Source organism: Achromobacter sp. (genome assembly GCF_032113835.1).
In the GTDB taxonomy this organism is placed as follows: Bacteria; Pseudomonadota; Gammaproteobacteria; order Burkholderiales; family Burkholderiaceae_B; genus Achromobacter.
Genome location: NZ_DAMCTG010000013.1, coordinates 52,444 through 71,096 on the forward strand (window position 1 = coordinate 52,444; position 18,653 = coordinate 71,096).

General features: G+C 62.6%; 18 protein-coding genes. 4 read left to right on the forward strand and 14 right to left on the reverse strand.

Translation table 11 applies throughout. The features are described 5' to 3' along the window. From RT697_RS07690 to RT697_RS07710, 5 genes are all read right to left on the reverse strand, one after another. Positions 1 to 79 (reverse strand): twin-arginine translocation signal domain-containing protein (locus RT697_RS07690; RefSeq protein WP_313697925.1); only part of this gene is annotated, 79 nt, incomplete at its 3' end. Then, the gene (locus tag RT697_RS07695) at positions 63 to 404 is read right to left on the reverse strand and encodes a chaperone NapD (protein ID WP_313697879.1); all 342 of its coding nucleotides are present in this window, start codon (positions 402 to 404) and stop codon (positions 63 to 65) included. The genes RT697_RS07690 and RT697_RS07695, both read right to left, overlap by 17 nt. Then, entirely contained in the window at positions 404 to 562 is a 159-nt protein-coding gene (napE, locus tag RT697_RS07700; protein ID WP_056569899.1) for a periplasmic nitrate reductase, NapE protein, read from the reverse strand. Before napE ends, RT697_RS07695 begins: the two co-directional genes overlap by 1 nt. A 228-nt stretch (positions 563 to 790) precedes the next feature. Next, a complete protein-coding gene (locus tag RT697_RS07705; RefSeq protein WP_313697881.1) occupies positions 791 to 1,651 on the reverse strand; it encodes a 3-keto-5-aminohexanoate cleavage protein in 861 nt (286 codons plus the stop codon). Continuing rightward, positions 1,648 to 2,610, reverse strand: a complete 963-nt coding sequence (locus tag RT697_RS07710; protein WP_313697882.1) for a 3-hydroxyacyl-CoA dehydrogenase NAD-binding domain-containing protein — start codon at positions 2,608 to 2,610, stop codon at positions 1,648 to 1,650. The genes RT697_RS07705 and RT697_RS07710 overlap by 4 nt, the downstream gene beginning before the upstream one ends. 121 nt (positions 2,611 to 2,731) lie before the next feature. On the opposite strand from RT697_RS07710, the gene RT697_RS07715 reads away from it, so the two are divergent. From RT697_RS07715 to RT697_RS07730, 4 genes are all read left to right on the forward strand, one after another. Beyond that, positions 2,732 to 3,640, forward strand: coding sequence for a LysR family transcriptional regulator (locus RT697_RS07715; protein WP_313697884.1), 909 nt, complete (start codon positions 2,732 to 2,734; stop codon positions 3,638 to 3,640). Positions 3,641 to 3,957: 317 nt separating this feature from the next. Then, entirely contained in the window at positions 3,958 to 7,164 is a 3,207-nt protein-coding gene (locus RT697_RS07720) for a T6SS effector BTH_I2691 family protein (protein ID WP_313697886.1), read from the forward strand. Continuing rightward, positions 7,157 to 7,936 carry a DUF6708 domain-containing protein gene (locus tag RT697_RS07725; RefSeq protein WP_313697888.1) on the forward strand — a complete coding sequence of 260 codons (780 nt, stop codon included), beginning with the start codon at positions 7,157 to 7,159 and terminating at the stop codon, positions 7,934 to 7,936. Before RT697_RS07720 ends, RT697_RS07725 begins: the two co-directional genes overlap by 8 nt. After that, a complete protein-coding gene (locus RT697_RS07730; protein ID WP_313697890.1) occupies positions 7,933 to 8,721 on the forward strand; it encodes a DUF6708 domain-containing protein in 789 nt (262 codons plus the stop codon). The genes RT697_RS07725 and RT697_RS07730 overlap by 4 nt, the downstream gene beginning before the upstream one ends. Positions 8,722 to 8,893: 172 nt before the next feature. Here RT697_RS07730 and RT697_RS07735 read toward each other — a convergent pair whose 3' ends face one another. The 9 genes from RT697_RS07735 to RT697_RS07775 all read right to left on the reverse strand — a co-directional run bounded on the left by RT697_RS07735 (position 8,894) and on the right by RT697_RS07775 (position 18,653). Next, positions 8,894 to 11,329, reverse strand: a complete 2,436-nt coding sequence (locus RT697_RS07735) for a TonB-dependent receptor (RefSeq protein ID WP_313697892.1) — start codon at positions 11,327 to 11,329, stop codon at positions 8,894 to 8,896. 70 nt (positions 11,330 to 11,399) lie between these two features. Further along, the gene (locus RT697_RS07740; RefSeq protein ID WP_313697894.1) at positions 11,400 to 12,452 is read right to left on the reverse strand and encodes a FecR family protein; all 1,053 of its coding nucleotides are present in this window, start codon (positions 12,450 to 12,452) and stop codon (positions 11,400 to 11,402) included. A gap of 8 nt (positions 12,453 to 12,460) precedes the next feature. Continuing rightward, positions 12,461 to 12,982: a sigma-70 family RNA polymerase sigma factor gene (locus RT697_RS07745; RefSeq protein WP_313697896.1), complete on the reverse strand. Its 522-nt coding sequence runs from the start codon at positions 12,980 to 12,982 to the stop codon at positions 12,461 to 12,463. 230 nt (positions 12,983 to 13,212) lie between these two features. Beyond that, positions 13,213 to 14,109 carry a polysaccharide deacetylase family protein gene (locus RT697_RS07750; RefSeq protein ID WP_313697898.1) on the reverse strand — a complete coding sequence of 299 codons (897 nt, stop codon included), beginning with the start codon at positions 14,107 to 14,109 and terminating at the stop codon, positions 13,213 to 13,215. Between the two features lie 15 nt (positions 14,110 to 14,124). Beyond that, positions 14,125 to 14,835 carry an ABC transporter ATP-binding protein gene (locus RT697_RS07755; RefSeq protein ID WP_313697900.1) on the reverse strand — a complete coding sequence of 237 codons (711 nt, stop codon included), beginning with the start codon at positions 14,833 to 14,835 and terminating at the stop codon, positions 14,125 to 14,127. After that, a complete protein-coding gene (locus RT697_RS07760) occupies positions 14,813 to 15,595 on the reverse strand; it encodes an ABC transporter ATP-binding protein (RefSeq protein WP_313697901.1) in 783 nt (260 codons plus the stop codon). Before RT697_RS07760 ends, RT697_RS07755 begins: the two co-directional genes overlap by 23 nt. Further along, positions 15,592 to 16,578 carry a branched-chain amino acid ABC transporter permease gene (locus RT697_RS07765; RefSeq protein WP_313697902.1) on the reverse strand — a complete coding sequence of 329 codons (987 nt, stop codon included), beginning with the start codon at positions 16,576 to 16,578 and terminating at the stop codon, positions 15,592 to 15,594. The genes RT697_RS07760 and RT697_RS07765 overlap by 4 nt, the downstream gene beginning before the upstream one ends. A 13-nt stretch (positions 16,579 to 16,591) precedes the next feature. After that, a complete protein-coding gene (locus tag RT697_RS07770; protein WP_313697903.1) occupies positions 16,592 to 17,461 on the reverse strand; it encodes a branched-chain amino acid ABC transporter permease in 870 nt (289 codons plus the stop codon). 25 nt (positions 17,462 to 17,486) lie between these two features. Continuing rightward, complete coding sequence (locus RT697_RS07775) at positions 17,487 to 18,653, reverse strand: ABC transporter substrate-binding protein (protein WP_313697904.1); 1,167 nt, start codon at positions 18,651 to 18,653, stop codon at positions 17,487 to 17,489.

Consider the following 18,653-nt stretch of genomic DNA (forward strand, 5'->3'; position numbering starts at 1 on the left):
CCACGATGGGGATGCCGGCTACCGTGGCGGCAGCGGCGGCGGCAGATTGCTTGATGAACTCTCTACGAGCCATGGACATCGTCAATCTCCTCATTCATCGCGGCAAGCGTGTCGGAATGCTGATAGACCAGCGCCGAGGCCAGCACGCCATCGATGCGCTGGATCTCCGCGATCCGCGCAAGCATGTCTTCGGTAGAGGGGGCTTCCAGGGTGACGACCAGCTTGCCGGTCTCGGAAGCGCCGTGGATTTCCGCGCCGCCGATCGCGAGGATCGTCCCGCGCACGTCGGCCAGCCGGCGCGGGGCGGCATGCACCACCATGCTGGCGATATGCAGCTCGGGCGCCGCGCTACAGGACGCGGAGGCGGGCTGACTGGGGGGGGAGGGAGGGCGAAGGCTTTGCATCAGCTTCCCGGGGGGCCTGCGAACATCTGGTAGATCCAGACCGCAAAACCGTACCCGGCCACGATGATCACTGCCAACACCGGGGCCATGACTGCCGTCAGGAATAGAAAACTTCGCAGTTCCTGGGCTTTTGTGTACCCATCGGATTCGTCTTGCACACACCACCTCGCAGCAGAAACTTGTGGGGGTATTGCGTTAAACGTACAGATGCGAAAGTTTGTAGCAGATGAACTTGCGCTGCGTCAATGTTGCAACACAGCGAAATAATGACAGACAGGTTACGGGGGGCGGGGGACGGGGGACGGGGCAGCCAGTTAATCGACAGCCGGATTTACCGGTCATCGATTAACGGAGTTTCACCGGAGAGCGGGCTAACCGTCGACGCGTTAACCGATCGCGCCGTAGATACGCCGCGCGTCCGCCGCAGTCGCGAGCGGCCGGCCCAGCGCCCGCGCGCCTTGTGCGGCCTGGGCGACCAGCGCCGCATTGTCCGGCGCCACCGACCCGTCGCGCAGCTTCAGATTGTTTTCAAACCCCACGCGCATATGACCTCCAAAGGCCGCAGCGGTCGTGACGCAGGCGTTTTCCTCGGGACCGAAGGCGCAGATCGCCCAGGGCAACGAATGATCATAAGCGGCCAGGAACGGCAGCAGGTCATAGGCGGACGAGGTCTGTCCCGCGCTGTAGCGGCCCAGCACGAACAGCACCGACCACGCGCCGGGCGGCACCAGGCCGCGCGCGCGCAGCGACAGCCAGCGACGCACGTCCGCCTCGTCGTAAAGGATGATCTGGGTCATGATGCGGCGCTCGGCCAGCCACGCCAGGAAGGCGGCCAGCTCCGCTTCCGGAATGCCGGGCACGGCGATTTCGCGCAGACCGATGGAAACGGCTTCGGGCTGCAATTCGCGCACCATCGCGATCTGTTCGGCCGCCTGATAGACGCCCGCCGCTTCGCTGGTCACCTGGACCAGCAGTTCATCTCCGACCGCGCGCTGCACCGCCTCAAGCGCGTCGCGGTATGCCTGCGCATCAAGCAGATGGCTGCCGTCGGGCTTTCGGACATGCATGTGCATCATCGCGGCGCCGGCGTCCAGACATGCCCGGGCCTCGGCGGCCAGCGCGTCTGCGGTCAGCGGCACGGCAGGGTGGTCGGCAGCCTTCTTGTACGCGCCGTTGGGCGCGACGGTGATGATGACGGGCGAGTCGGCCAACGCGGCGCGCGGCAGGGCGGGGGTGGGGGCACTCATGGCTTGATTTCCGGCAGTTCGGGAGCGATCAGGTCCAGGCCCGCGCGCAGCAGTTTGTCGTAACGGGCGCGTTCGGCAGCAATGGTCTCGGGCGTCCACGCATAGAAGCCTTCGCCCGCCTTCATGCCGTGCCGGCCGTCGGCGGCGCGTTCGGTCAGGCAGCGCGCGGGATGGTCGGCGTTGCAGAACGTCGGATACATCGTCGCGCCGGCCGCCGCGTGAACGTCGATGCCCGCGTGGTCGCGCTGCATCACGGGACCGGCTGCAAGGAACCGGAAGCCGAAGCCGAAGCGCACTGCGGCGTCCACGTCCTCGGGCGATGCGATGCCGCGGTCGATGAGGTCGAAGGCTTCGCGCGACAGCGCGTGCTGCAGGCGGTTTGCCAGAAAGCCCGGCAGATCCTGCTTCACCTTGACGGGCACACTGCCGCAGCGCCGCATGAAGTCGATCAGCGTATCGGCGCGGGCCTCGTCGCTGGCCTCGCCCAGCACCACTTCCACGAGCGGCACCAGATGCGCCGGCATGAAGAAGTGCAGGCCCAGCATGCGGCCGCGGGTGTCCAGCCCCTGGCTGATCGCGCTGATCGGGAAGCTGGAACTGTTGCTGGCCAGGATGGCATCGGGCCGCGTGCGCCGCGCCAGGTCCGCAAAGAGCGCCTGCTTGATGTCCAGGCGCTCCGGGATGCACTCGATCACCAGATCCACCGTCGACCAGTCCACCTCATCCAGCGACGGCGCGGTGGCCAGCAGGGCAGCGTTCGTCTCGCGCCCGATGGTCTTCAGGTTTTCCGCAACCCGTGCCGGCAGACCGGCCGCGCGTTCCGCGTTCGATTCGATCACCGTCGTGCGGCAGGCCGCGCGCGTCAACACGACGGCGACATCCGCACCCATCGTGCCGCCGCCGACCACCACCGCGTGCGCTGCGCCCGGATTGGGCAGCGCCTTTGCGTCTTTCTGCATGCTGTTCTCCTGATTCTGAAACCACGCTTTGGCGCGAGTGTAGAGAAGCGCGGTTGATTGATGAATCAGAATTTTTGAATAGAATGATCGGTCAATCAGATCAATAAGCCGGGGACAAATCATGCAGATCAACCTGTCGATGCGGGACATCGACACCACGCTGGTGCTGGGCCGCACGCTCAATTTCCGCCAGGCCGCGGGGCAGTTGCATCTGTCGCAGTCGGCGCTTTCCACGCAGATCCAGCGCATCGAGGACGCGCTCGGCGTGCGTCTGTTCGACCGCACCACGCGCACGGTGCGGCTGACGGCGGCGGGCGAGGTTTTCCTGCAGCAGGCGGCAACCTTGCAGGCCGCATTCCGCGACGCCATCGCCGCGGTGGGCAGCATCTCCAGCGCGGAGCAGGGACAGGTGTCCGTGGCGGCGCTGCCGTCGCTGGCAGCGCGGCTGCTGCCGCGCGTGCTGATGGCCTACCGCCAGGCGCACGCGCACGTCGCGCTCAAGGTCCGCGACACGCTCTCCGGTCCGGCATTCGACCTGGTGCGCGCGGGCGAGGTCGACTTCGCGCTGACCGCCGCCGATCCCCAGCACGCCGACCTGCACTACGTGCCGCTGATGTCCGACAGTTTCATCCTGTTGATCCCGGAGGCCCATCCGCTGGCGCGGGCGAAGGGCCCGCTGCGCTGGGCCGACACTGCCGACGCGGAACATGTGTCCATGGTGCATCCGAGCAGCGTGCGCCAGTACACGGAATGGGCCTTCCTGCAGAACCGCATCCGCTTCGCACCCGCATTCGAAGCCGAGCACCTGACCACCATCGTGGCAATGGTCGAATGCGGCTTTGGCGTGGCAGCGCTACCGGAAATCGCGGCGGGGGCCGTGGCGCAGACCGGCATCGTGCAGCGGCGGCTTACGGCGCCCGTGGCCGAGCGGTCAATTGGGCTGGTTACGGCCCGCCACCGCAGCTTGTCGCCCGCTGCGGTGGCGCTGGTGCAGACGTTGAGGGAATACGTGGCGCAGCAGCCGCGGTAATAGCCGCGACGATTGATCGAGCAGTCAGGGCGAGCTTCGCACGTCCTGCAACTGCGCCCCGGCGGAATCTAAAAGTCTTCTGATATCCAAAGTCTGGCCGGTGTGACGTAATGGCGGCGCATTTCATGCGCGTCCATTGCGATGCTTTATTCGCGGCGGACGCTTTCCTATATGCGGACCGGGTGCTCATCGGTGGCGAGCTTGGTCTGTCTCCGCAGGAAGTACGTCATTCCTCTCCGGTCCGATCTGCGCTTCACATTCTCCATCGGCGCCTGGAAGCGGATGTCTGCCTCATCGCCCCGGGTGGAGGATTATTCATGAGCATCAGCGCAACCTTGGGCCGAACGATCAGCCATGCCGCTCCGAATCCGACGGATGCATGCAAAGCCTGCGAGCGCACTGGCCTACCCATTCTCCCTTTGCGTGCCGCGTACGCGCCGCCGCCCAGGCAAACATACCGTCCGCAGTCTGCCGACAGCAACGAGCCAGCAACGGTTCAGATGCGGTTGGACCAGCCTCGCGTCTTGCGGCAAGGATACCTTTATGTACTGCTCGATGAGACTGAGTGGCAGGCCTACGAAGTTACGCCTGAAGGCGCGCTCCGCCAGTTTCGTCCCTATCAAGTCCCACGAGATGAGCCCAGCCCCCTGGCCAAGGACTGCGTCGACAAGGATCATGACGTCCCCGCATCCTTTATCAACATCGACACCGGAAAATTTTCGACCGCGTGGATAGCCATCGCAAACGATCCGTGGCCCGAGAGTGTGCTAGACCAATATATGGACGGCAAGGCCGCCGACGGAACGGATCTGAGGGATCGCTTCTACAAGCTTGATTTGAAAAGTGCGCGCGACAATCCGGCCAGGGTCGGTATTGCAATGACCGAAGACAACCTTGGATTAGATTCCGTGCTGGAGTACGCAGAGGTCAGCCCCGGCGATTTCGATAGCGTTCACGGGTTCTACTCGCGTAATCATCGGCTTGGGGCAATGGAAGGCCACGTCCGGACTATCGTCCAGCGGGAGAAACTTCCAAAAGGCGTGCTGGCGTTGGTTCTGCCCGATCCAATCGGCGTGGTGCAGGAGTGCAATGCGCAACGCGTCAATTTGTTTAGAGAGATGCAGGAGTGGCGCTCCGAGCCGCAGCGACGATTTGAGTTCTTTACGTCCCAAGCGCTGCTTGGCATCAAGGAACTGCAGGCCGTTTGGGCCAAGGCGGAAGCAGAGGAAGAGGCGAAGACAGCGGAAGCGGAACGTCGTAAGCCCATCTTCCACCCCATAGCAGGAGCGGCGGGGCTTCTTGGACAGCGAAATATCGCAGACGATGCAAAGCGCATAGCCGAATCCAAACAAGCCGAGGCAAATGAGCGCCTCGAGAAGCGCTACGACGAGGGTGCTCGAGCCAGCTTCGAGAAAACCTATCGGAAAGCGGAAGCCAATTGGCAAACGGCTGTTGACCGCATTGGCGAGTTGTACGTCAGAGAATACCTATCCAGACCTTTTCAGCTTGCTGTCCAGTATGACTACAGCGGCGCGTCCTGGCGTTCGACGGAGGGCTTTATTCGGATGCTCGCGCTTTGCCTTGCCGGTGGCCCTACCGAAGTCATAAAGAAAGACGATGAGGAATTGGGTGCGACGCAACGGCTGTGGAAAGCGCAGCTGGAAAATCAAACGAGCCACCTGTATCAGGCCCTGGTGGCGAAGGACATGGCTCTGCTGGACCAGTTGCAAACCGCGCTGACGGGCAATGACGTTGGCAAAGCTTACGACACCATCAAGGCCGTCATCGGTACAGCGGAAGGCAAAACTCTGATGGTCGCGCCCGTGCAAGAGGCCATCGGACAGATGCTTGCCGCCATGGGCAACGCCAGTAATGCCCTTGGACAGCACCTGGCCTCTCAAACACAAGCGCTGGTCGGACATCTGCACAGCGCAGCCTTCCTGCGATATTCGGGTCAGCACGTAACCCAGATCATCGTGTCCCTACAACTCGGCGAGTATCTTTCGCTGCTCAATGAGACTTTGCAGGAAGGCATTGATAAGTTCGTCGCCCATATGGACGAGCATTTCCGTAAGCCGGCAGCGAAAAAGATTCGCGCAATGGTGGTGAGCGGCTTCATTGCCATTGCGGTTCCCGGCAACCATGGCAAGGCCGTTGATTTGATAGTTTGGTCGCTGGAGCGCGCCGATGAGCTAGGGAAACGTCTGGAAAAGCTGCAACTCACGGCCACCGAAGGCGTCGCCAAAGCCGTTCGCGCCGTGCGCGTTGGCACTGCGACGCTCCAGACTGGCGCTGTTGAAATGGTGGGATCGCTTTTGATTGGCGCTGAGGACGCGAGAGATCTGGCCAGGGGAGCGATGCGACGGATGCGCAACGTCACTATCTCAGTGGCGCCCGCGGGCGCGGATCTGCTGCTTGGACTCGGGAGCCTGTGGTTTCAGCAAGATAGCCTGCGAAAGAACTATGCGACGCTGCTCAACACACCGGGGAGCGGAAATGCAGAGGCGTTGGCAGCGGTCTGGTCGTCATCGGTTGGCGCAATGGGCGTAGGAGTGGAAATTCTTGGCGTGGGGGTACGCGCGTTGCGACCAGACTTGAAAATCACTGTGCAAATCACGGGACGGACAAGAGCGGTCACGCTTGGGACGCGCGTTGCCCAATACGGAGGGGCAATTGCGGCATCCGCGAATGCTTTAAATGCGCTTCAATTTTACTTTGCCGCCAACAGGGTAACCTCGGCAGGAGATGAGGAGGCAGCGCGCTTTTATGTGGCCGCCGCAGCAGTTTCGATTGTCGCTGTTGTTTCTGGAGTGCATGCATCGTTGGTCGGCGGCGCTCTCCTTGGCCCGGTGGGAATAGCACTAGTGCTCGGACTAGCCGCATACGGGATAGCAAGCCTGGCGACCAAAAAAGAATCCTCACCGCTGGAAATGTGGGCTCGACGAACGTTGTATGGTTTGCCCGAGCGAAAGCGTCGGTGGAAGACACCGCTTGATTTGGATTCCGCCATTGGCGAACTAAATGCGGCAGTGTTAGGTGTGGCGGCTGACGTCGGCATCAAATTCAGGATGGAACGCGCGTCGGACATCGTAGTTGCGGGAGAAGCTTACGCCTCTCATGGCGATGCCGCTTCTATACCCATGGGCGTGTATCTGGACTACTCGATTTCACTTCCAAACTACTCACCCGAGAGTTCGTGTCACCTATGCACAGTAACGGTGTTCCGCCCCGGTGAACAAGAAGAGGCCATCGCTTCTATCGAATACGTGCCAGGCTTTGAAGGGCCGCCTTCCCCAAGATCAACGAGGAACCGGGATTACCATCCGAAGACTACCCAGCCCCTTGTCTATTTTGATAATGACCGGCGTTCTCTGATCATAAGAGGAGCGATCGCTCTGCACGCCACTCATGGGATTCACGCGGTGAAACTGGAACTTTCGTACTGGCCGGACAAGTCTGACAAACTCGGCGTCGCAAAAATAATTCGCATGCACGACAAAATGGATGCTCCCGAGAATGAGTGACCAGCCTAAGCAACCACGGTTGAATCCGCCTTGCCCGGGCTGGCAAGAAGATTTGCCGCATCCCGATTCAGTACCGTCCGTTGCCGCATTCCTAGATCCCGAAACGCCCAATCACCTCTGCGCGACATATCTCGAACTACCACGCGCCCCGCATCATGCACGAGGACTGATGCTGTATCTCACAATTTCGGCATCAGCATTTTTGATATTTTTAGGTCTCGTTCCCGTGCCTGTAATGGAAGCAGGCGCGCTCGAAATTGCTTTCATAATAGTCGTCGATTTCCTCGTGGTATGGATGGTGATGTTTGGGGTTCGCGTGGATATCGCACCGCCGCGCGATCTGCCTCTACGATTTAATCGGGCCCGTCAGCGACTGTATGCCTATAACTTCCAATACCGCTGGTGGAATCCATTTGAGCGCTGGCGTGTTGCCGCAGTTTCCTACGATTGGTCGCAGGTCCGTGCGGAACGTTGGAAGTTACGAGGGGTCACCGCACAAGGCGCTCTCATTATCAAATGGGGCGTCGTTCTGTCCATCGTCGAACCGGGCACCGATAGCGTCGTTGACCGTTTCCCGCTGAGTACCATGGGTGCCGATGAGTTCGCTTGGTCCTACATATGCACCTACATGCAGCAAGGCCCGACGGCGCTTCCTCCGCCTGGTCCGCCTCGCGATCATGACGACGTACCTTGGTACAACCTTGCCCTGCGTCTCGCGCCGAAAGTGAGCTGGCCTGCCGGCATGGACCTCGAATCAAGGACTCGTCCTTGACCGCAGGACCGCCGATGAAAGGACCGCGACTCTCGCCCCCGTGCTCAGGGTGGACTGCAGATCTGCCAAGACCAGATGTCGTCCAACGTAGCGCGCCAGATCTGGATATCGGCCGCATCAACCATCTTGACCACGTTTACCTCGAAATCCCTCGTCCTGGAGTCAAAAAGGGCATTCTGTTGTGGTTTGGATTGTTGGCCGCTTTCAGTCCGGTATATGTCGGGAGTTATGTGGTTGCTGGTTGGCAAGATTTGTCCGTGTTGAACATTTTGTCCTTTGCAGCCTTGATATTGCCAGTCAGCATATGGGCATTTTTCCTCTTCATGAAGATGGAGTTGTGTCTTCCAAACGAAGAGCCAATCCGCTTCAACCTCGCTCGCCAACGAGTTTACGCATACAACTGTAGGTATCGCTGGTGGAACCCATTTGAACGCTGGCACATCGTCTCCGTAGCCTACGACTGGTCTCAAGTACGTGCCGAATGTTGGAACAAGCGCGCCATTACCGCTCAAGGCGCGCTCATCATGAAGTGGGGGGTAGTTCTATCCATCGTCGAGCCAGGCACGAATAAGGTCATTGACCGCTTTCCCCTGAGCACCATGGGTGCCGATGAATTTGCCTGGGCGTATATCTGCACATATATGCAGCGGGGCCCTTTGGCGTGCTCGCCTGCAAACTTGCGCCGCGACCAGAATGACGTTCCTTGGTACAACGTTTCCATGCGTCTCGCGCCCAAAGTGAAGTGGCCCGCTGACATGGATCTCGAGTCCAGAACAGCACCGTGATGCGCGAGCACGCAAGCGAACGATTGGCTTTCTGGGAGATGCCTGAGTTGGCTCACCTGCTGATGCCGCCCGCCGTTCTTCCGCGAGCAACAAAAAAAACCGGCCCCTCCCAAGGGGCCGGCTTACCAGCATGACGGCGAGTTAGGCGTTATTCAGAAAACGCCAGTCACCCTCAAAAATCAATCTGCGCCGACAACAGGAACGTGCGCGGCGCAGCAACCGTCGCGTACGAGCCGCTGGCCAGCCAGAAGTCCTTGTTGAACAAATTCTCGATGTTCGCGCGGAACACTACGGCGCGGCCGAGGATCTCGGTGTTGTAACGCGCCCCGATGTCGTAGCGAGTCCACGAGGGCAGGCTGATCGTGTTGGCCGCGTTGAAGTACATCGACGACGTGTGGATCACACGGGCGTTCAGGCTCAGGCCGCGGACCCACGGCGTGTCCCAGTCCACACCCAGGTTGAAGGTGTTCTTCGGCACGCCGTTGGCGTCGTTGCCGTCGTTTACGCCGCCCGCGGTCTGTTTGAGCGTGGCATCGTAGAACGTGGCGCTGGCCATCATGCGCAGGCCCGGCATGGCTTCGCCGAAGGCGGCCAGTTCCAGGCCGCGGTTGCGTTGCTCGCCGTCGAAGCTGTAGATCCGCGTGTCGGGATCGGTCATCGAGTTGGGACGCGTGATCTGGAACACCGAGGCGCTGGTGATGATCTTGCCCCAGTCGACCTTGACGCCCGCTTCATACTGCTTGGACTTGTACGGCGCGAAGACCTGGCCGGCGTTGGCCGCGGTGGCGGGCGCGATGCCGCCGCGCGTCAGGCCCGACGTGAAGTTGCCGTACAGCGAGACGTTGGAGATCGGCTTGAACACGATGCCTGCGACAGGCGAGATCGCGCTTTCGTCGTAGGAGCCGGTGCGCGCGCCGGTGGTGGTCGAGTAGTTATCTAGCGCGACGCGCTGGTTGCGCATGCCGCCGGTGATCAGCAGGGTGTCGCCGGCGAAGGACAGGGTGTCGGTCAGCGTATAGCTGGTCAGCTCGGTCTTGGACGCCTTTTGCGGCGCGCCGCGGTCGGCGGTGACGGGCGGCAGCGGGGCGGGACGGAAGATGCTGGACGGAACGCCGGGACCGGAGGACGTGACATAGGCGTTGCCGGACTCCTGGTTCAGGCGGGTGGCCGACAGGTTCACGGTGTGGCCGACGCCCCAGGTGTCGAAGCGGGCGCGCAGGCCGATATCGCCCGTCCACGTGCGCGAGTACGAATCGTAATAGGCGTTGGACACCGTGAAGTTGCCCAGCGCGTCCGCGGGACCGGACGGGAAGGTCTGCTCGGCGGTGCCGTAGCGGTAGCCGGTGGCGCCGTAGACCATCAGGTGGTCGTTGATGTCGTACTCGAGGCGGGTGGCCACGGTCGAATCGTTCAGCTTGAGCTCGGTGCCCGGGTAGAAGTTGCGGTGGCCGGAGGGCGGCGAGGGCAGCGACGTCACGTTCGACTGAAAGCCGATCTGCGGACGGAAGTTGTCGATGTTCTCGTGTTGCGTATAGGCGTCCAGCGACCAGCGCAGCTTGGTGCCGCGGTAGTCCAGCGCCAGCGCGCCGACGCCTTGCTCCTGCTTGCCGTCGTCGATGTTGGTGTCGCCGTTGTTGTAGACGCCGTTGACGCGGATGCCCCATTCGTTGTTGTCGCCAAAGCGCCGGCCCATGTCGAGCTGGCCGCCAAGTTGGGACTTGCTCTGGTAGGTGGTCGTCAGGCGCGTCAGGGGCTCGTCGCCGGCGCGCTTGGTGACGATGTTGATGCCGCCGCCGATGCTGCCGTTGGGGCCGATGCCGTTCATCAGCGTGCCGGGGCCCTTCAGGACTTCGACGCGCTCCATCATGGCCGCGGGCATGCGGCTGGCGGATGCCAGGCCGTACAGGCCGTTCAGGCCGACGTCGCCGGCGGCCACGGAGTAGCCGCGGATCTGGAACTCGTCGGAAAAGCCGCCGCTGGAGGTGGTGGTGCGCACCGAGGATTCGCTGATGACGATGTCGGCCAGCGTGCGCGCCTGCTGGTTCTCGATCATCTGCGCCGTGTAGTTGGTGGTGCTGAACGGCACGTCCATGACATCGCCGGTACCCAGCACGCCCAGGCCGCCGCCGCGCGCCACCTGGCCGCCCGCAAAGGGCGCGGGCAGGTTGGGGTCGGCGGCGGAAGCGGTGACCGTCACGGCGGGCAGGTTCGTGGTGGCGATGCCCGCGCCGGCGGGGCGGTCCAGCACGTAGCTGCCGTTCGACTGCGGCATCACGCGGATGCCGGTGCCGGCCAGCAGGGCGTCCAATCCGCCGCGCACACCGTACGTGCCGCGCAGCCCGTTGCTTTGCAGGCCGGCCGTCACTTCGGGGCGGAACGACAGCACGATGCCGGCTTCGCGTCCGTAGCGGCCCAGCGCGTCCTCGAGCGTGCCCGTGGGAATGTCGAAGCTGCGGGTGGCGGCGGCCTGCGCGTGGGCGGCGGTCGGGACGGCCAACGCGGGTGCGGCGAGCAGCGTGGCGGTGGCGATGCGGCCCGCCAGGCGCGCCGTGGCCGCGCGTCGCAGGAAACGGGAGGACTGGCGCTTGGGCGCCCGGACGTGATTCATGAACTGGCCTTTCAGAGAGGTGAGGTTGCTATGTGCTCACCTGCCTTGACCCGCCAGATCGCAAAACGGATCAACTATTTTGTAACGGCGGTGCGGGGCGTGCCGAACCAGGGCCGGCGATGAGGTGCAGCCGGCGTCCGCGCCAGAGCCGCGTCTCGGTTTCGACGCGGATATCCAGCGTGGCGCTGAGCGCGGCCAGTACCTTGTCGACGTTGCTGACGGGAAACGAGCCGGACAGCCGCAGGTCGGACACTGCGGGGTCGCAGCTGATCGTGTCACGGCTATAACGGCCCAACTCCGCGACGAAGTCGGCCAGGCGCATGCCGCGCGCCACGATGAAGCCGTCCTTCCAGGCGATCTGGTTTTCCTCGGCGGCGGCGGACTGCGCGACGCCGCCGGCCGAGTAGTTGGCGCGCAGTCCCGCCTGCAACGTCAAACCGTGCTCGGCATCGTCACGCGGCCGGATCTGGACCGCGCCCTGATAAACGCTGACTTCCGTCGAGCCATCCAGCAGCCGCACGGCGTACTCGGTGCCCAACGCGCGGGCGGTGCCGTGGGCGGTTTCGACGCAGAACGGCCGGTTCGGCGTGCCCGTTTCATGGGCGGTCGCGATCAGGATCTCGCCCGCGATGAGCGTCACGCGCCGGCGATCGGCGCTGTAGTGCACGTCGATGGCGCTGTCCGTGTTCAACACCAGGCGGGTGCCGTCCGGGAGCGTGACGTTGCGGCGTTCGCCGATGGCGGTGCGGTGGTCCGACGTCCAGGCGCGCCACGGCATGATCTGGCCGACGCCCCAAGCCGCGCCGCTGGCGATGGCCAGCGCGCTCATGGTTTTCAAGGCGCGGCGGCGCTGGGCGGAGGCGGGCGCGGCCAGCGCCGCCTGTGCGATGGCCGCGTTGGCGGGGCCGGCCAGCGGCCGCAGCATGCCCTGCACGGATTCAATACGCAGCCATGCGCGCTCGTGGTCTGGATGCGCGGCGCGCCAGGAGGCCCATTCGCGCACGGTTTCCGGCGCGACGGGGTCGTCCTGCAATTCCACCAGCCATTCCAGCGCGCGCTGAGCGACGGCGGGCGGAAGGGTGGAGGCGTCGCGGGTGTTTCCGTACCAGGACGAGGCGGACATGCGCCGGCTCATCCGGTAAAGGAAAGATCGGCAAAGCAGCAGCGCTGCAAGGCCTTGACGAGGTAGCGCTTGACGGTGGGGATCGAGATGCCCAGCGCGTCGGCCACCTGGGCATGTGTGTGACCTTCAAGCTGCGACAACAGAAAGGCCTGCCGCACGATGGCGGGCAGGCCGTCCAGCAGCCGGTCCAGCTCCAGTAGCGTTTCCAGGACGATGGCCCGGTCTTCGGGTGACCAGTGCACGGCTTGCGGCGCCTGGGCCAGCGCTTCAAGATACGCGCGCTCAAGCTTCTCGCGGCGCCAGTGGTTGGACACCAGGTGCTGCGCCACGGTGGTCAGAAACGCGCGCGGTTCGGTCAGCGTGGCGGGAACGCGCTCGCTGCTCAGGAGGCGGATGAAGGTGTCGTGCGCCAGGTCCTCGGCCTGATCCGCGTTGCCCAGGCGACGGCGCAACCAGCCCCTGAGCCAGGAGTGATGATCGCTATAAAGCGTTTCGATGGAGGAGGGGAAGGCGCATCCCGGCGTACTCAAGATCCAACCTTTTGGTCAAGCCGCCGGCGCCTCGCTGTCGGAGACGGGACAACTGCACATGCGAATTTCTGGAAATAGTAATTGTTATTATTACCGATTCCGGGCAGGGCTTGTCAAATTGTTGCCGAGTGAAGGCGGACGGGCGTTGCCGCTAGGCGTCATCTGAGGGTCGGAAAGGTGGTTCAGAAACCGGGTGGCGGCCTCGGTTTCTGAACTGTTGGGGCATTGGGCTATTCCGGCATGGTGCCGGCGCCGAGCGCCGCGCAGTGATCGTAGATGGCGCCCGGCCGGGTGAACCAGATCTTGTCGCGCTCGGGGTGTTCGACGATGTGCTTCAAAGCACGGCGCAAGGCCCGCAGGCGGTAAGGTTGGCCGACGATCATGGTGTGCAGCGCAATGCCGCAGACCAAAGGCTGCCTAGCCGATTGCGCCAGCATTTCGTCGAACTGATCGATGATCATCTGTTCAAAGTCCACGGCGGAATGGCGGCGCACCAGCATCTGCGGCGAGTCATTGATCTCCAGCGGATAGGGCACGGACATCAACCGGCCTTGTTGCGTGCTCATCCACACCGGCTGGTCGTCCGCGGGCCAATCCATGACGAATTTGTAGCCGGTTTCCACCAGCAGTTCCGGTGTCTGGTGGCTTTGCGACATCCATGGCCCCATCCAGCCGCGAACATCCTGGCCGGTGTGCGTCTTGATGGCGTCGCGTACCTCCAGCAGCAGGCGGCGTTCGTCGGCCGGCCAGAGATGCCCTTGGGCTTCGGCATTGGTCCGGCCATGGCCGATGATCTCATCGCCACGCGCAAGCAGGCGTTCGGAGATCTGCGGCGCGTAGTCGAAGAGCACGGTGTTAAGCAAATGGGCGGCCGGAAGCTCAAGCTCATCGAATAGATCCAGCAGACGCCAGACACCGACTCGGTTCCCATAATCACGCCAGGCGAACCCGCGCACATCGGGCTGCGGGAGTTCGGCGCCAAGATTGTGTCCCCGGCCGGCGCCGAAGGCGAAATGCTCGATGTTCAGGCCCAGGTAAACCGCCAGGCGTTTGCCTTGCGGCCAGTTGTAGTTGCAGCGTTCTGGAATCGCGCTATAGGGATAGCGGTCGTGATACGGAAGAAGCATGATGGTGTCCTGTGTTTAAACGCCTAGAAAGGCAGTTTGTACCTTGGGGTCTTCGAGCAGGGCATCAGAAGCGTCGTCATAGACTTTCTCGCCCAATTGCAGAATGGCGGTGCGGCTGGCGACGCGCATCGCCCAGTTGGCGTTCTGTTCCGCCAGCACAAAGCTCAGGCCTTCGCGAGCCTGGATTTCGAGCAAAATGTCGCCGATGCGCTCGACGACGATGGGCGCCAGCCCCAGGGAGGGCTCATCCAGGAGGAACAATCTCGGTCCGCTCATCAGCGCGCGGCCAATGGCCAGCATTTGCTGTTCACCACCGGACAGGCTACCCGCTGCCTGGCGAGTGCGTTCCTTCAGGCGCGGGAAATAGCCGTAGATCTCGGCCATGCGCTGCGTGGCGCGTTCACGTCCGCGGCCGAACGCGCCCATCTTCAGGTTCTCGGCTACCGTCAGCGATGGGAACACGCGCCGTCCCTCCGGCGAAAACCCAATGCCCAGCTTGACCACTTCCGAGGCCGGTAGTGTCTTGATGCTGCGGCCTTCCCAGAGAATGTCGCCTTGATATTGCCGCGCCAGGCCGGTGATGGCGCGCAAGGTGCTGCTTTTACCGGCACCGTTGGCGCCGATGAGCGCGACGGTCTCGCCCGCGGAGATGGTCAGCGACAGCCGGCGCGTGCCGACCACCTGGCCATAACGTACTTCCAGATCACGCAATTCCAGCAGTGACATTTCTCGTCCCCAGATAAGCTTCGACAACCCGGCTGTCGCGCAGCACTTCGGCTGGTTTGCCTCGGGTCAATTCCTGGCCGGCGGCGACCACCAGCAGCCGGTCGCACAGGCCGGCGATAAAGCGCATGTTGTGGTCAATCACCATAACGGTGACACCAGAATCGCGCACCTGCTGGATGACCTTGCGAACCTGGTCGGTTTCTTCGGCGCTGAGGCCGGCAACCGGTTCATCCAGCATCAGTAGCCGAGGCCGGGCCGCCAGTGCGATGGCAATGCCGAGGATCTTTTGTAAGCCGTAGGGCAGACTGCCAGCGCTGGCATCGGCCACGGCGCGCAAACTCATGCGGTCGAGCAATTGTTCAACCAGCGCGTCGGATTCGGTCCGGCGCTGGCTGCTGGTGCCCATGCGGAACAGAGCCGGCAGCGCGCCGGGATAGCGCAGCAGATAGCTGCCGCGTACCAGGTTTTCGCGCACGCTGGCTGCGCTGTAGACGGCGGTTGATTGAAACGTGCGTACAAGGCCGCGCGCGCTAAGTCTGGATGGCGCCCAACCGGTCACTTTTTCGCCATCGAAGACGACCGTGCCGCGTGAGGGCATGATGACGCCGCTGATCAGGTTGACCAATGTGGTTTTGCCCGCGCCATTGGGTCCGATGACACCGAGAATTTCGCCGGCATAGACTTCGAAACTTACGCCATCGACCGCTTTCAGACCGCCGAAGCTGCGACGGATGTCTTGCACCTCAAGCAAGATTTTCATGCTTGGCCTCCACGGCGGCGCGTGGCCAGCCAGCTAAACAGACCTGCCAAGCCTGACGGGAAGGCGGCCATCACGACGATAAGCGCGATGCCGAACAGAATGCGCTGGACTTCGACATAGCCGCGCAGCAATTCGGGCAGTGCAACCAGAAAGACGGCGCCGATAATGGGGCCGATGGCGTTGTACATGCCGCCCAGCACATTCATCACGACCAGGTTGAGCGAATCGACCATGCCGAACGTGGTCGGGTCTATGTACCGCATGAAGAACGCCAGCAGCCCGCCTTGCAGACCAGCCAGCGCGCAACCCAGCACGAAAATGCCGACCTTGAGCGGCAACACGCGCACCCCCGAGCACTCGGTCAGACGCGGTGCCTCACGTATGGCATCGATGGCGCGGCCGGTTTCCGACATCAGCAAACGCACGCACAGCAGGGTGCATAGCGCTGCCGCGACCAGGGACACGTAGTACTGGGCCAGCGGCGAACTCCAGGCCGGGTTGAGCGGTGGCAGATTGGACAGGCCGTTGGCGCCACCCGTCAGGCTTTCCCACTCGACCAGCACCAGACGGATGATCTCGCCCAGCAAAAAGGTCACCAGCACAAAATACTTGCCGGTCAGGCGTAGTAGCACCGGGCCGACCAGCAGGGCGAGCAAGCCGGCTGCGGCAGTACCCACGGCCAGGCCCATGGCGGGCGGCAGTTGCAGTTTCGTGACGGCTAGCGCACAGCCATAGGCGCCGATGCCGATAAAGCCTGCGTGCGATAGCGAAATATGGCCGGTGCGGATGATGAGGTGCAGGCTCAGAGCGCCGATGATGTTAAGCAGAATCAGCGCGCCGATGGCGAGCAGGAAGGCGTTGTCGAACACCTGGGGCGCCAGTGCCAGCAGCGCCAGCACCAGCAGGCCTGCCAGACTGGCTATTAGGCCGCGCGAGCGCTGGGGCCGTACGGGTCGAGCCAGGGGCATGGATAGTTGAGTCATGAGTGCGCGTCCTTCAGTGTTCGGGTTTGCCCAGCAGGCCCCAGGGGCGTATCACCAGCAGAGCGATGACTACCGCAAAGGAAACAAAGGTCGAGGTGGCCGAGCCGTAAAACGTGGCGAGGAAACTCTCGGCAAAGCCGAAAATCACACCGCCGAGCGCCGCGCCGGGGATGCTGCCCATGCCGCCCAGAATGACCACGATGAAGGCAACCATCAATGGCCGCTCTCCCATGAAGGGCGAGAGTGCATAGGTCTGCGCGTAGATGGCTCCCGCGATGGCGGTCATGAAGACGGCCAAGAAGAAAGCCAGCTGGTAGATGCGGCGGGTGTTCACTCCCTGCGCTTCGGCGATCTCGATGTCTTCGGCCGAGGCGCGCACCGCCAGGCCGTAGCGGCTGCTGCTCATGAAGGCCCAGAACGCCAGCAGTACGGCGATCGCGATGCCTATCACCATCAACTTGTCGGCGGGAATCATGACCGGGCCCAGTTGCACCATGGCGTCGAGCGCTGCGGGCACCGAACGCTCATAGACGTCCCAGATCAGCACGCTGGTGTAGACAATGGCGATGTCCAATCCCAGCAGGCCAATCATGCTCTGAAACATCTTCTGATAAAAGCGGCGGTACACCAGCCATTCCAGGATCAGGCTTAGCGAGGCGACCGTCAGTGCTGCCAGCACGATGGCGACCACATATGGCAGCTTCAATTCGCCGAAGTAGTAGAACAGGGCGTAGCCGCCCAGCATGGCGAAACTGCCATGCGCGAAGTTGACGACTTTCATGATGCCGAACAACAGCGTGAAGCCGAGCGCGATCAGCACATAGATCGCGCTCAGGCTCAAGCCATTGATCAGCACCTGCATCAGCACAGGTGCGGAGAACATGAGCATTCCTCGAAACGGGACGGGCTTATTCCTTGACCGGAAACAGGGACGTCAGGGCATGCGGCTTGCCGTTCTTGATCTCGGTGATCCAGAACTTGTTCAGCAATTGATGGTTGACGCCATAAGCGCGTTCGCCGCCCCAGACCACCGGGCCGTAAATGCCGGCGTCAAAGCCGCTGATGCTCTCCATCGCCTTGCGCACCTTATCCGTGTCGCTGACCGTTCCCGCTTCTTCGATGGCCTTGAAGAGAATCCGCGCCGAGTTGTACCAGCCGGGCGTCTGGGCATTGATGACGCCGCTCCAGCGTTTCTTGTAGTTTTCGACGAACTTCATGGCGGCGGGTTCGTTGAAGTCGAAGACGTCATAGGACATGAAGCCCTCGGCCAGGGGGCCGGCGATATCGGCGACCTCATCTATACCAGGGCCGCCCACCTGCCAGATGATGCCCTTGTAGCCAATCTGTCGTGCCTGTTTGACCAGCAGGCCGGCCTCGCCCGGCGCGTTCAGATTCAGGTCCAGCACATCGGTATCCTGGGCCATCATGCGCATCAAGAGCGGCGTGAATTCTTTGGAGCCGCGCTCATAGCCCTCCGACCACACGCTGTAGCCGGCGTCTTTATAGGCCTGGCCCAGCGTGGGCATCACGACTTGCCCGGTGGCGTCATTGGGCACAATCAAGGCCACTTTCTTGGCTTCTGGACGGTTCTCCTTCAGCCACTTCACCATGGCCGGGCCGAACTCGACATTGCTGTTCATCGTGCGGAAGTTGTAGCCGTCCTTGCCGTTCTGCTTGAGGATGTCCGGCGCATAGCCATTGGACAGCATGATGACGTGGCCCTGATTGACGATGGGAACTGCCGCCATGACCGAGGGGGTGCCGATGGGTCCGACGATGAACTTGACCTTGTCGTAATTGACCAGCCGTTCGGCGGCCGTGCGCCCGCCAGTGGCGCTGTACTTGTCGTCATACATCAGCAGTTCGGGCTTATAGGTCTTGCCGCCTACCTTGAGTCCGCCTTGTGCGTTGACTTCGTCGATCGCCATCTGCACGCCGCGCTGCACCGCCAGGCCCCACGCGGTGCCTCCACCCGACAGCGGCCCGATACCGCCTATCTTCAGTGTCTCCTGGGCGTTGGCGCTCAGGCTCAATGCACTCAAGGCCAGTGTGGCCAGGATATGTTTCGCTTTCAT